The 13,692-nt window shown below is 60.5% G+C and carries 13 protein-coding genes; 1 reads left to right on the top strand and 12 read right to left on the bottom strand.

Features of this window, described 5'->3' with window-relative positions:
- Positions 1–247: 247 nt before the first annotated feature.
- Positions 248–1,537 (top strand): citrate synthase, encoded by a 1,290-nt coding sequence (gene gltA, locus RHE_RS09835; RefSeq protein WP_008526864.1) that lies wholly within the window; start codon positions 248–250, stop codon positions 1,535–1,537.
- Positions 1,538–1,564: 27 nt separating this feature from the next.
- On the opposite strand, the gene lpxB is transcribed toward gltA, so the two are convergent.
- The 12 genes from lpxB to tsf form a co-directional block, all read right to left on the bottom strand.
- Positions 1,565–2,734: a lipid-A-disaccharide synthase gene (lpxB, locus tag RHE_RS09830; protein ID WP_011425203.1), complete on the bottom strand. Its 1,170-nt coding sequence runs from the start codon at positions 2,732–2,734 to the stop codon at positions 1,565–1,567.
- Complete coding sequence (locus RHE_RS09825) at positions 2,731–3,612, bottom strand: LpxI family protein (RefSeq protein WP_011425202.1); 882 nt, start codon at positions 3,610–3,612, stop codon at positions 2,731–2,733. The genes lpxB and RHE_RS09825 overlap by 4 nt, the downstream gene beginning before the upstream one ends.
- 3 nt (positions 3,613–3,615) lie before the next feature.
- A complete protein-coding gene (gene lpxA / locus RHE_RS09820; RefSeq protein WP_011425201.1) occupies positions 3,616–4,434 on the bottom strand; it encodes an acyl-ACP--UDP-N-acetylglucosamine O-acyltransferase in 819 nt (272 codons plus the stop codon).
- Entirely contained in the window at positions 4,431–4,898 is a 468-nt protein-coding gene (gene fabZ, locus RHE_RS09815) for a 3-hydroxyacyl-ACP dehydratase FabZ (protein WP_011425200.1), read from the bottom strand. The genes lpxA and fabZ overlap by 4 nt, the downstream gene beginning before the upstream one ends.
- Entirely contained in the window at positions 4,891–5,955 is a 1,065-nt protein-coding gene (gene lpxD, locus RHE_RS09810) for a UDP-3-O-(3-hydroxymyristoyl)glucosamine N-acyltransferase (protein WP_011425199.1), read from the bottom strand. The genes fabZ and lpxD overlap by 8 nt, the downstream gene beginning before the upstream one ends.
- 50 nt (positions 5,956–6,005) lie before the next feature.
- A complete protein-coding gene (bamA, locus tag RHE_RS09805) occupies positions 6,006–8,345 on the bottom strand; it encodes an outer membrane protein assembly factor BamA (RefSeq protein WP_011425198.1) in 2,340 nt (779 codons plus the stop codon).
- Between the two features lie 202 nt (positions 8,346–8,547).
- Positions 8,548–9,675: an RIP metalloprotease RseP gene (gene rseP, locus RHE_RS09800; RefSeq protein ID WP_011425197.1), complete on the bottom strand. Its 1,128-nt coding sequence runs from the start codon at positions 9,673–9,675 to the stop codon at positions 8,548–8,550.
- A 28-nt stretch (positions 9,676–9,703) separates the two neighbouring features.
- Positions 9,704–10,534, bottom strand: coding sequence for a phosphatidate cytidylyltransferase (locus RHE_RS09795; protein WP_011425196.1), 831 nt, complete (start codon positions 10,532–10,534; stop codon positions 9,704–9,706).
- A complete protein-coding gene (locus RHE_RS09790; protein WP_042118361.1) occupies positions 10,534–11,277 on the bottom strand; it encodes an isoprenyl transferase in 744 nt (247 codons plus the stop codon). Before RHE_RS09790 ends, RHE_RS09795 begins: the two co-directional genes overlap by 1 nt.
- A 37-nt stretch (positions 11,278–11,314) precedes the next feature.
- Positions 11,315–11,875 (bottom strand): ribosome recycling factor, encoded by a 561-nt coding sequence (gene frr / locus RHE_RS09785; RefSeq protein ID WP_004678618.1) that lies wholly within the window; start codon positions 11,873–11,875, stop codon positions 11,315–11,317.
- A gap of 60 nt (positions 11,876–11,935) precedes the next feature.
- Entirely contained in the window at positions 11,936–12,658 is a 723-nt protein-coding gene (pyrH, locus tag RHE_RS09780; protein ID WP_011425194.1) for a UMP kinase, read from the bottom strand.
- 95 nt (positions 12,659–12,753) lie between these two features.
- Entirely contained in the window at positions 12,754–13,680 is a 927-nt protein-coding gene (gene tsf / locus RHE_RS09775) for a translation elongation factor Ts (protein ID WP_011425193.1), read from the bottom strand.
- Positions 13,681–13,692: the final 12 nt, after the last annotated feature.

Below are 13,692 nucleotides of genomic sequence, written 5' to 3'. Positions count from 1 at the left end.
TCGAGTAAATCCGGCAAGAATAATCGCTTGAAATATGAGGGAAAATCGCGAGCGGCAAAAGACCAGTCGAATCATCGGCTTCCGCTATGCGTGCGGCTCATCGCTGCAGTGCCTAAAAGGTGATGCCGCAATGCACAAAATGGCGTCACGGTAACTTGGCATTAGCCTCGCGATCATATAGCTATCGCAAAGGACGCTTAACCCCTATGGCGCTTTTGTGGCGCCACCGACATTTCGGAGGATCAGCATGACGGATCAAAGCGCAACAATAAAAATCGGTGACAAATCGGTCGACCTCGCCGTCAAAAGCGGCACGATCGGCCCGAGCGTCATCGATATCGGTGCTCTCTACAAGAACACCGCCTCCTTCACCTACGATCCGGGCTTCACTTCGACCGCATCCTGTGAATCGAAAATCACCTATATCGACGGCGACGAAGGTGTGCTGCTGCACCGCGGTTATCCGATCGAGCAGCTCGCCGAACATGGCGATTTCCTTGAGGTCTGCTACCTCCTGCTTTACGGCGAACTGCCGACGGCCGCGCAGAAGAAGGACTTCGACTATCGCGTCACGCATCACACCATGGTGCACGAGCAGATGAGCCGCTTCTTCACCGGCTTCCGCCGCGATGCGCATCCGATGGCTGTCATGTGTGGCTGTGTCGGCGCGCTGTCGGCCTTTTATCACGACTCCACAGACATCACCGATCCGCACCAGCGCATGGTCGCCAGCCTGCGCATGATCGCCAAGATGCCGACGCTGGCCGCCATGGCCTACAAGTATCATATCGGCCAGCCCTTCGTTTACCCGAAGAACGACCTCGACTACGCCTCGAACTTCCTGCGCATGTGCTTTGCCGTCCCCTGCGAGGAATATGTAGTCAATCCGGTGCTTGCCCGCGCCATGGACCGCATCTTCATCCTGCATGCCGATCACGAGCAGAACGCTTCGACCTCGACCGTGCGCCTCGCCGGTTCGTCGGGCGCCAATCCGTTCGCCTGCATCGCCGCCGGCATCGCCTGCCTCTGGGGCCCCGCCCATGGCGGCGCCAACGAAGCAGCGCTCAACATGCTGAACGAGATCGGCACGGTCGACCACATTCCGGAATATATCGCCCGCGCCAAGGACAAGAACGATCCGTTCCGCCTGATGGGCTTCGGTCACCGCGTCTATAAGAACTACGATCCGCGCGCCAAGATCATGCAGAAGACGACGCATGAAGTGCTCGGCGAACTCGGCATCAAGGACGATCCGCTGCTGGAAGTGGCGATGGAGCTGGAGCGCATCGCGCTCACCGACGAATATTTCATCGAGAAGAAGCTCTATCCGAATATCGACTTCTATTCCGGTATCACGCTGAAGGCGCTGGGCTTCCCCACGACCATGTTCACCGTGCTCTTCGCGCTTGCCCGCACCGTCGGCTGGATCGCCCAGTGGAACGAGATGATCGAGGATCCGGAACAGCGCATCGGCCGTCCGCGCCAGCTCTATGTCGGCGAACCCAAGCGCGACTACATCCCGGTTTCCAAGCGCTGATCGCTTCAGAGCTCAAAATAAACCCGGTCAGGAATGGCCGGGTTTTTTCTTTTTCAAAACGTCGAGAAGGATTTCGGCGGCATGTTCGCCAGGCGGCTTTTCCGTCTGCATGCGCTGCCAGATGAGCTCGTAGCCTTCCTTCATCGCCTTCAGCTGATAGGTGTCGGCCGACAGCCTCTCCATCCAACGTGCAAGGCTTGCGCCTCGAACGACATCGTTCAGATATTCCGGCACGACCGGGTAATCGGCGATCAGGTTCGGCAGCGCGCCGGTCCAGGTCTTGATGCCCGATGTTAGCATGCGCATGATCCAGTCGACCTTGTAGGCAGAGACGACGGGAACGTCGGCAAGCGCGAGTTCGAGAATAACGGTTCCGGACGCCGCCATGGCTGCATCGGCCTCGGCAAAGGCTTTCCATTTTGCTTGCGTGCCAACGACGATCTCCGGCTTTACCGCCCACCCCGCCGTCATTTCGCGGACAAGCGCTTGCCTGTGCGTCACCGTCGGCAGAATGAAGCGCATCGACCCGTTGCGGGCGACGAGTTCATTCGTGGCGACCTCGAAGTAAGGCAGAAGCTTCCGGATTTCGGAGGAGCGTGAGCCGGGAAGAAGCAGGATCGGGCCATTGCCTGGCTGCCTTCCCAGACGCAGGCGACGTGTCTCCAGCAGCGCGGGATCGGCGACCAGACGATGCCCGACATAGGTTGTCGCCGGCCCATTGAGGCGCTGCATGGCTGCCGGTTCGAAGGGCAGGACGGCAAGCACGTGATCGACGTAGCCGAGCATGCGCGTGGCGCGATATTCCTTCCAGGCCCAGACGCTCGGACAGACGTAATTGACGACCGGCAGATCGGGCAACGCGGTGCGCACACGCTTGGCGACGCGATGGGTGAAATCGGGACTGTCGATTATGACAAGGATATCCGGCTTTGCGGCGACGATCTCAGCCGTGGTTCGGCGGATAAGCCCAAACAGCCTTGGCAGCCGGCTCAGCACCTGGGTGATCCCCATGATGGACAGCTCGGAAAAATCGAACAGGGATTTCAATCCTTCCGCCTGCAGCCCCTCGCCGCCAACGCCGACAAGCTCCACCGGTCCGCTGTAAATCCGCTTCAGCGCCGCGATGAGATCGGCGCCGAGCAGATCGCCCGACACTTCCCCGGCGATGACGGCGATCTTCAGCGGCACCCCGTTCATTCGAGCCCCCATGCCGGCAGACCGCGGTCGATGCCGCAAACGAACAACCCAGCCTCGTCGGCGGCGCTGATGACTGCGGCCCGATCAAGCACCAGCGAGCGACCGGCTTCGATCGCGATGCCGGCAAGGCCGGCTTTCGCAGCGTTCAGGATTGTGGCAACGCCGATCGCCGGCAGGTCGGCGCGAATGTCCTGTTGCGGCTTGCAGAGCTTGACGAGCACGCCGCGGCGGCGCGGCGAGATTCGTCCGGCAGCCCTGAGCCCGGCGACACGGTCCAGCATCTCATCTGTGCCCTCAAGTCCTTCCAGCGCGACGACGCGCCCGCCGATGCTGACTGCACCCTGCCCGACATCCAGCCGGCCAAGCGTCTCGGCGGCATTGGCGGCTTGGCTGATATCGCGCCGGTCTTCCTCGCCGGGCGCGGCGGCCCCAAGCGGACCAACGGAAGCGAGCAGGTCGGGGGCGATCTCGTGGGCACCGACTACGCGCCGGCCGTTCCCCTCGATCAACCGGATCACCATCTGCAGAACGGTATCATCGCCGCCGGAGAGCAGTGTGCGAATGGCGGCCGGGACCTTCATCAGAATGCGCAACGTCGGGCGCACCTCGCGCCATTCCGGCCGGCGGCGCACACTTCCCGACATCACCACACGTCCGACGCCATATCGGTTGAAGAGACCCTCAAGGGCGGCGAAATCGCCGATGCCGATAACGGCGTGATCATAGCCCTCCCAGCGTGGATCACTCTCCTCCTTCAGCGCGACGATAACGGGATTCTCGCCAGCTGCGCGGGCGGCTTCAGCGACATAGGAAGGCAGAAGGCCACCGCCGGCGATGATCGCCAACCGGCCCGCAGCGGTGTCGCCTGTTAAAGCCACGGCCTAGCCCTTCTGCCCCCGCGTCGGCGAGGACAGTGCGCGGTCGCTGTCGGCTGCAATGAAGTCGAGGATCTGCACGACCTGCTCGCAATCGGCATATTCATCGCGGATCGCGGCGGCGTTTTCGCGCACGGAGCCCGTTCCTTCGAAGATCGCCTTGTAGGCGCGGCGCACCCGGTGGATGACGGCGCGGTCGATGCCGGCCCGCGTCATGCCGACGACATTGAGGCCGCCCAGCAGACCGGGATTACCGTTCAGCATGCCATAGGGAATGACATCGTAACTCACCGCCGACAGGCCGCCGACAAAGGCGTGGCGGCCGACGCGGGTGAACTGGTGAACAGCCGAGCCGCCACCCAGGATGACGCGATCCTCGATGACGACATGGCCGGCGAGCATGACGTTGTTCGACATGATCACATGGTTGCCGACCCGGCAGTCATGCGCGACGTGGGAGTTTGCAAGGAAAAGGTTGTTGTCGCCAACGATCGTACGGCCGCCGAAATCGGCCGTGCCGGTGTTCATCGTCACACCTTCACGGATCGTGCAATTGGCGCCGACCGTCAGCGTCGTATCCTCGCCGCCGTGATGCACGCTCTGCGGATCACCGCCGACGACGGCCATCGGAAAGATGCGCGTGCCCTTGCCGACCACGGTGCGGCCAGTGACGACCGCATGCGCCAGGAGCTCAACATTCGCATGCAGGACGACATGCGGCCCCACATGGCAGAAAGGACCGATTTTGACGCCCTCGCCGATGGTAGCCCCGTCTTCGACGACAGCCATCGGATGAATACGGGCGCTTTCGGCGATATTGCTCATGCCTGATCCTTACGAACGATCATCGCGCCGATATCAGCTTCGGCGACAAGTGCGCCGTCAACCTTGGCGTCGCAGTGGAATTTCCAGATATTGCCGCGTTGCTTGTTCTTCTTGACATGGAATTCGACGCGGTCGCCGGGCACGACCGGCTTACGGAAGCGCGCATTCTCGATTGTCATGAAGTAGACGAGGTTGCCGGTTTGACCTTCCTTCTTGGCGCAGATGGCACCCGCCGTCTGAGCCATGCCCTCGATCAGCAAAACCCCGGGCATGATTGGCGCTTCCGGAAAATGGCCGGTGAAATGTGGTTCATTCACCGTGACGTTCTTGATGCCGATCGCGGTGTTGTCGCCGTCGATCTCGATGATCTTGTCGACCATGAGAAACGGATAGCGATGCGGCAGCAGCTTCATGATCTCGGTAATATCAGCCGAAGAAAGCGTCGTCGTGGCTTCCTCAGTCATTTTGCTTGCCTCCAGGGTTCCTCCCGCGCAACTTGGACTTCGACACCTGTTGCGCGGCCTCTCTCAGATAGTCTTTTAGCGGACGTGCAGGTATACCGCCATATTGTCCGCCCGCGGCAAGGTCAGTCATGATACCGCTTTTAGCAGCGATCTGCACGCCGTCACCGATCGTCACATGCCCCTTGATTCCCACCTGGCCGCCGATCTGAACGCCATTGCCGATCTTCGTGCTGCCGGCGATTCCGACCTGCGAAACGATGGCGCAATGGCGACCGATCTGAACGTTGTGGCCGATCTGGACCTGATTGTCGATCTTGGTCCCCTCGCCGATCACCGTATCGTCCATGGCGCCGCGGTCGATGGTGGTGTTGGCGCCGATCTCGACATTGTCCTGGATGATCACCCGGCCAATCTGAACGATCTTGATCATGCCGCGCGGCCCTGGTGCGTAACCAAAACCGTCCTGGCCGATCCGAACGCCATTGTGGATGACGACGCCATTGCCGATCAGCGCACAAAGAATGCTCGCTCCAGCCGCAATCGAACAATCCCGGCCGATCTTGACATCCGGGCCGATGACGCTGTTCGCGCCGATGCGCGTTCCCTCCCCGATCTCGGCATGCGGACCGATAACGGCCAGCGGTTCCACGATCACGCCCTTTTCAAGTTTGGCGCTCGGGTCGATCACTGCGCTCGGAGCAATCTCGCTTTCACCCGAAATTGCGACCGGGCGCAATGCTGCCGGGTAGAACAGGCCGCCCGCCATCGCGAAGGCAGCATGCGGATTAGACGAGAGGATAACCGGAAGGTGCGGAGGAACGACATCGGCAAGCGCCTTATCGCAGATCACCGCCGAGGCCTCGCATGTGGCAAACTCCTCGCGGTTACGGCGCGACAGGATATAGCAGACATCGCCCGCCCGCGCCCTGCTGATGGGGGCGACGGACCTGACGATGACATCGGAATGATCGGAATTGGCGAGTTCCGCCCCAAGAAACTCTGCCAGCTCAGCGAGCTTCAGACCTTCATGGGGCAGAAAGAAAACGTTTTGCTCCATCGGCAATGCTCCAGAACGGAATTGAGTCTTACAGTTCCGGACTGCCGATATCAGAATTGGTTGTTGATGCCAAACTTGAAGTTTTGCGTCTTGTCGAAGTCTTCCTTGAGGACCGGGATTGCGTAATCCAGACGCAATGAACCGAAAGGGGACTGCCAAACGACACCGACACCAACGGAAGCGCGCAACGAGGCGTCTTCGCCCTCAATACCGTCGCCCCTCAGGTCAACGTCGTTGCCGAACAACGTGCCGGCGTCGGCGAAGACCGCGCCGCGCAGGTTGAAGTCGCGCGGGAAGCCCGGCATCGGGAAAGTCGCTTCGGCCGATGCGGTGAAGTATGTCGTACCGCCCAGCGGATCGTCGTTGTCACCCCTGACGCGCGGACCGATACCCTTGTTCTCGAAACCGCGAATGTCGCCATTGGTCAGCGTGAACTGGTCGAAGACGTTCAGGTGCTCGCCGAAGCCGACCACATAACCGGCCGACGCCGAAACCGAGCCGATGATATCTGCATCGTCGGCGAGCAGGTGGTAATAGCGGGCCTTGCCGTAGATCTTGTAGAACTGCGAGTCGCCCCCGAGGCCGGCAATTTCCTGCGTCGCCGTCGCGTAGATGCCTTCGCGCGGCAGAACTGTGTCATCGAGCGTGTTATAGGTCAGCGTCTGCGAGACGGAAGAACGTGTCCACGGGCTGTCTTCAACCAGGTGCTGATACGGAGCCGACAGATCGGAAAGATCGCTGTTGTCAGCGTCGTACTTCATCTGCTTGTAGTTATAGCGGAAAGTCGTCGCCAGATCTTCGGTGATCGGCGCCGTGACGCGCAGAACGACGCTGGTTTCCTCGTAGTCGTAATTGTCGTTGCTCGACGTTTCGCTGTGGTTGACGTCGAAGCCCGCCGCCAGGCGGTAGCCGAGGAAATAGGGTTCGGTGAAGCTGACGCCGTAGGCGCGCGAGCCTTCCTGACCGCCGCCGGCCGAGATGCGGATGTACTGACCGCGACCAAGGAAGTTCTTTTCTTCGATTGATGCTTCGAGCAGCAGACCGTCACCGCCAGCGGCATAACCAGCGCCGACACCGAACGAACCGGTCGACTGATCCTGCACGTCGACCACCACCACGACACGGTCCGGGGAACTGCCCGGCTGGGTGGAGATATTGACGGAAGAGAAGTAACCGAGCGCTTCCAGGCGGCGCTTGGCCTTGGTGATCATCTGCTGATTGAAGGCGTCGCCTTCGCTCATGTCGAATTCGCGGCGAATGACGTAGTCGCGCGTACGGCTGTTGCCGCGGATCTCGATGCGCTCGACATAGGCGCGCTCGCCCTGGTCGACGAGATATTCGACGCCAATCGTATTGTTGTTGAGGTCGCGGTTACCGCGCGGCGTGACGCGCGCAAAGGGATAACCGGCCGACGCGACCTGATCAGAGATCGCTTCGATCGACTTCTGCACTTCCTTGGCGCTATAGACGTGGCCTTCCTTCGTGCGCACGAGCGGCAGCAGCTGATCGGAGCCGACGCCTTCGACGGTCGACTGGACGGTCACCGGTCCGAAGTCGTAGCGCTGACCTTCCTCGATATTGAAGGTGAGCGTGTATTTGTTGGTCGCCTCGTCGAAGCTGGCATCGGAAGAGACGATGCGCATATCGGCATAGCCGCGATTATAATAGAACTGGCGCAGCGCTTCCTCGTCGGCGTGAAGCTTGTCTTCGTTGTAGACGTCCTTGCGGGTCAGGAACGAAAGGAAGTTCGAGCGCTTGGTATTAATGACGGCAGCCAGACGGCCGGCGCTGTAGGCGTTGTTGCCGACGAAATTGATCGAATCGATCTTGGTGCGATCGCCCTCGTTGATGACAAAGGCGAGATTGACGCGGCCCTCGCCGAGCGGCACCACCTGCGTCGTCACTTCGACTTCGCTGCGGCCGGTGGCAGCATAGGCATCCTTGATCGCCTGGATGTCGGACTGGATCTGCGTGTCACTGTAAGGACCGGCAGCATGCGTCTGGACGATCGTCGCGAGCTTGTCGTCCTTGATCTTACGGTTGCCGTTGAAGACGACCTGATTGACGAGCTGGGCCTCCTGGACATTGACAACGAGCGTGCCGCCGGAAACCGAAATCTTCACGTCGGAAAAGTAGCCCGTGCCGTAAAGCTGTTTGACCGAGTTATCGATATCAGTGTTCGAGAAACTCTTGCCGGGCGTGATGGTGAGGTTCGACCGGACGGCTTCCGCGCCGACGCGGCTTGCGCCACGCACATCGATGCGTTGAATGACCGCGGCCTCAGCGGCCGTAGCAGAAACGAACGTCACAGCACCTGCGCCCGAAGCAACAACACCAGCAGACAGCGCAACCGCCGATACTGCGTTCAAAAACTTTGAACCAGCCTTCATTTCACCTATTACCTTTTTTCCCTCGTCCCCGTCCCCGGGAGAACCCGATTCCGGTCACGTGTGTCGTTTTACCCGCTTTTGACATACAAGCAAGGGAGGCCGTTAATTTCTGTTTACTTCATTTCCAAGCGTGACCCATTCGCCACTACAGCCTTGAAACATCGTAAATAAATAGTAATTCCCTTGCCTTGCGCGTTTACCTTCAGCTCAGGCTGATGTCGTTCCAGGTCGTGAAAACCATCAATGTTAATATCATTGCCAGGCCTATACGAAATGCAATTTCCTGGGCCTTGGCACCCAGCGGTTTTCCTCTGACCGCTTCCACCGCATAGAACATCAGGTGGCCGCCATCAAGTACCGGAACCGGCATCAGGTTAAGCAATCCTATCGAAACCGACAGCACCGCAGCAAGCTGCAACACTGCCCCCAGGCCAAGCTTTGCCATCTGGCCGGTAGCCTGTGCCACACGGATCGGTCCGCCCAGCTGATCGGCCCGCATCGATCCGCTGAAGATGTTGCCAATATATTTGAAGGTGTCCGTGACGATTTGTCCGCTGGCGATCACGCCCTCACGCAGCGCCTGGAGCGGCGTGTAGGTCTGCAGCCGGAAATTGCCGGCGTTCTTGTCGGTGGCGATGCCGATCTGACCGACTTCCATCTTGTTGCCGAACTGATCAGTCTGGTCTACGCGCTGGGGCACCATCGGCACATCGAGCTTCTGGCCGCCGCGCTCGACTGTGACGACAATCCTCTGGCCAGGGCGCATGCCCACATAGCGGCGCACATCCTCAAACGTCTCGACCTTACCGCCATCGATGGCAACCAGGAGGTCGCCGGGAAGGATGCCGGCGGCGGCGGCCGAGCTCTCCGGCTTGACCTCGGCGACGACCGGGTCGGCGATCATGCGGCCATAGACGGTGAAGAGAACAGTGAAGATGGCGATCGCCAGCAGAAAATTGGCTATCGGACCGGCTGCGACAGTCGCGGCACGTTTCCACAGCTTGGCGCCGGCAAAGGAGCGTGCCCTCTCCTCCTCGGACATGGCGGCGAGCTTGTCGCTGTCCGGTTTGCTCGACGCATCCTCGTCGCCGAAGAAGCGGACGTAACCGCCAAGCGGGATCACGGAGATCTTCCAGCGTGTTCCATGGCGGTCGGTGAATCCGAATAGCTCCGGACCGAACCCGACCGAAAATGCAAGGATACGGATGCCGCTCCAACGCCCGACAAGGTAATGGCCCATCTCATGCACGAAGACGAGCAGCGAGAGCACCAGGATGAAGGTGACGATGTTCCCCATCACAAATGCGTATATGCCGGTCATCGCGTCCATGGGTTCCTTCCGTCAGGCTGCCGCGTCATCAGAGGCCGAACAATGCCGCTCCGAGCGACGTCATGCCAGCCCCTTTTATCAGGGAAAATAGTGTAGCAAGCAAGAACGCCGCAAAACAGGCGAAAATCAGTCCGTCGACGCGGTCCATGACGCCGCCATGGCCCGGAATGAGACGGCTCGAATCCTTGACACCGAATTTTCGCTTGATGAAGGATTCGAAAAGATCGCCCGACTGGCTGAAGACCGACAGGATGAGTGCCACGCCGGCAGCGACGACTTCGGTGCCCGGAAGGAGGAAATGAGCGAGAAGGACGCCGGCTGCGACCGCGGAAACGGCGCCTCCGATTGCGCCAGACCATGTCTTTCCCGGCGAGATCGATGGGGCAAGCTTCGGTCCCCGGAGCGCCCTGCCGACGAAATAGGCGAGGATATCGGTCGCCCAGACGACAGCAAATACGAAAAGCATGGCGTAAAGACCGGGCTGGTCGTTGCTTCTGATCGCGGCGAGCGCCAGGCCTGTGGCACCGGCATAGAAGAGGCCGACCGGCAGCCAGCGACTCGTGCCGTGCAGGATGATCAGGGCGATGCCGACAGCGGTGACGCCGGCCAGCATGCCGGCGGCGAATTCGAAATTGCCGACAAGCACGAGGAAGGCGATCGCCGCTTCGCCGATCCAGCCGACGACATTGGCGACCCAGTCACGCGCGACGCCTGTTATTTGCGACCATTCATAATAGATCAGCAGTCCGATCACGACCGCCAGGATGCGGAAGGCAAGGCCGCCGTACCAGGTGGCAGCAAGAACGGTGGCTGCGAGAATCAGTCCTGAAACGATGCGAAGTTTCAGTTCCTGCTGCATCAGGTGCCAACCGCAGCCGCCTGCGACGACAGGCCGCCGAAGCGCCGGTCGCGAGAGGCGAACTTCTCCAGCGCCGAGCGGAAGATTTCGGGGCTGAAATCCGGCCAATACTCCGGAACGAAGATGAATTCCGAATAGGCGGCCTGCCAGAGCAGGAAATTGGAAAGCCGCTCCTCGCCGCTGGTGCGGATGATGAGATCCGGATCGGGAATGCCCGCCGTGTCGAGACGAGCGTTGATCAGCGCAGGCGTGATGTCCTGCGCCCGCAGCCGACCGGCCTCGACATCCTTCGCCAGGCTCACCACGGCGCGGGAGATTTCATCGCGCGAGCCGTAGTTGAAGGCAATGACCAGAGTCAGCGCCGTATTGTCCGTCGTCGTCTCCTCCGCCTCGAGCAGCAGGCCGAGAATGTCGCTGCGCAGGCTGTGGCGGTCGCCGATCACCTTGATGCGCACATTCTGGCGATGAAGCTCGGCCAGGTCGCGACGAATGAAAGCCTTGAGCAAACCGAGCAGATCGGAAACCTCGGCTTCGGGCCGGCGCCAGTTCTCCGACGAAAAGGCGAAGAGGGTGAGATATTTTATGCCCGCCGCGCCGGCGGCGCGCACTGTCTCGCGTACCGCCTCGACGCCCTTGCGATGGCCCATCGTGCGCGGCAAGCCGCGCTGCTTGGCCCAACGGCCATTGCCATCCATGATGATGGCAACATGCTCTGGCATAGTCACAAATACAGATTCCGACATTTCCCGTCCGGTCTTTCCAGGCAAAGGTACAGGTCCACTAGACCTGCATGATTTCCTTTTCCTTCTCGCCAAGCAAGCGGTCGATTTCCGAAATCGTCTCGTCCGTCATCTTCTGGACGCGTTCAGACTGCGCACGGCTCTCGTCCTGTCCGATTACACCGTCCTTTTCGGCCTTCTTGAGGCCATCCATGCCGTCACGGCGAACATGGCGAATCGCAACCTTGCTCTTTTCGGCATAGTCATGAGCCACCTTAACGAGCGACTTGCGGCGCTCCTCGTTCAGCTCCGGCAGCGGAATGCGCAGGCTCTGACCGTCGACGATCGGGTTGAGGCCGAGATTGGATTCGCGGATGCCGCGCTCGACGGCGCTGACCATCGACTTGTCCCAGACGGAAACCGTCAGCATGCGCGGCTCGGGCACGGTGATGTTCGCGACCTGGTTCAGCGGCACGCGCGAACCGTAGGCCTCGATGGTTACCGGATCGAGAATGTTGGCCGAAGCACGGCCGGTGCGCAGCGATGCGATGTCGCTCTTGAATGCGGAGACCGCGCCGTCCATGCGGCGCTTCAGTTCCTTGATATCGATACCTTCACTCATGTCGATGCTCCCGTATAAAGCGCGTCGCGATCTTTCAGATTCGCCGGCCGCGCTTCACTATCAATTGTCGGAGACGATGGTCTTGAGGCCACCGCCCGTCAAGATTTCAGCAAAACCACCTTTCTCGTGAATCGAGAAGACGATGATCGGAATGGAATTTTCCCTGGCGAGCGCCACGGCGGCAACGTCCATCACCGCAAGCCCCCTGTCCAGCACTTCCTGGTGCGTCAGGCGGTCGAAGCGGGTCGCATCGGGATATTTTTTCGGGTCGGCGGTGTAGATGCCGTCCACCTGCGTGCCCTTGAAGATCGCTTGCGCGCCCATTTCGGCCGCGCGCAGTGCGGCGGCGGAATCGGTCGTGAAGAAGGGATTGCCGGTCCCGCCGGCAAAGATCACCACGCGTCCCATCGACAGATGATAAAGGGTCGCTCGCTGCGAGAAGCTCTCGCAGATCTCCGGCATGGAGATGGCCGAAAGCACCACCGTATCGATGTTCAGCTTGCGCAGCGAGGTTGCGAGCGCCAGAGCGTTGATGATGGTGCCGAGCATGCCCATATGGTCGCCGGTCACCCGGTCGCCACCTTTGGATGCGACTGCGACACCACGGAAGATATTGCCGCCACCGACGACGACGCCGACTTCCACGCCCATATGCCTTGCCTCGGCGATATCGGATGCAATGCGGTCCGCCACCGTGACATCGATCCCGAAACCCTGGGCACCCATGAGCGCTTCGCCGGAAGCCTTGAGCAGAACGCGTTTATAGACAGGCTCTAAAGACATCTTGGCTCCTCGTAAATTGCCGTGAATGCCCGATACACGAAGGGCACCGCGTTGTCACGCGATGCCCTGGCGTTTTCCCAATTATGGCTGAAAGATCAACCCTTGACGGCAGCCGCAACTTCGGCCGCGAAATCGGTCTCTTCCTTCTCGACGCCTTCGCCGAGCAGGAGACGGGCCATGCCGGCAACTTCGATCGGGGCGCCGACGGCCTTTTCAGCTTCCTTGATGGCGGCTGCGACGGTGAGATCCGGATTGATGACGAAAGATTGCGAGAGAAGAGCGACTTCCTCGAAGAACTTGCGCATGCGGCCTTCGACCATCTTTTCGATGATGTTGTCGGGCTTGCCCGAAGCGCGCGACTGCTCGATGAAGACGTTGCGCTCGCGTTCGGCGACGGCGGCATCGACTTCTTCCGGGCGGATCGCCAGGGGCGCCGTCGCAGCAATGTGCATGGCGACCTGACGGCCGATTGCGTTCAGGGCTTCCTTGTCGCCGGTCGACTTCAGCGCGACGAGAACACCGAGCTTGCCGAGGCCATCGGAAACAGCATTGTGGATATAGGTGGCGACGACGCCGTCCTCGACGGAGAGAGCGATCGAACGGCGCAGGTTCATGTTCTCGCCGATCGTTGCGATCGCATCCTTGATCGTGTCGGAAACGGACTTGCCGGATGCCGGATAGGTCGCGGCCGCAACGGCCTCGACAGTGCCGTTCGTCGAGACGGCGACCTTGGCGATGCCGCGGACGAGATCCTGGAAGGCATCGTTACGGGCGACGAAGTCGGTTTCGGAGTTCACTTCGACAACGACGGCCTTCGTGCCTTCGCTCGAAACGCCGACGAGGCCTTCAGCGGCGGTGCGGCCCGACTTCTTGTCGGCCTTGGCGATGCCCTTGGCGCGCAGCCAGTCGATCGCCGCTTCCATGTCGCCGCTGGTCTCAGCAAGAGCCTTCTTGCAGTCCATCATGCCTGCGCCGGTCTTTTCGCGCAGTTCCTTCACCATTGCAGCCGTAATCTCGCTCATTATCTTCCTCTT

It is taken from the genome of Rhizobium etli CFN 42 (genome assembly GCF_000092045.1).
Lineage (GTDB): Bacteria > Pseudomonadota > Alphaproteobacteria > Rhizobiales > Rhizobiaceae > Rhizobium > Rhizobium etli.
This window is presented reverse-complemented; position numbering and strand designations above follow the sequence as displayed.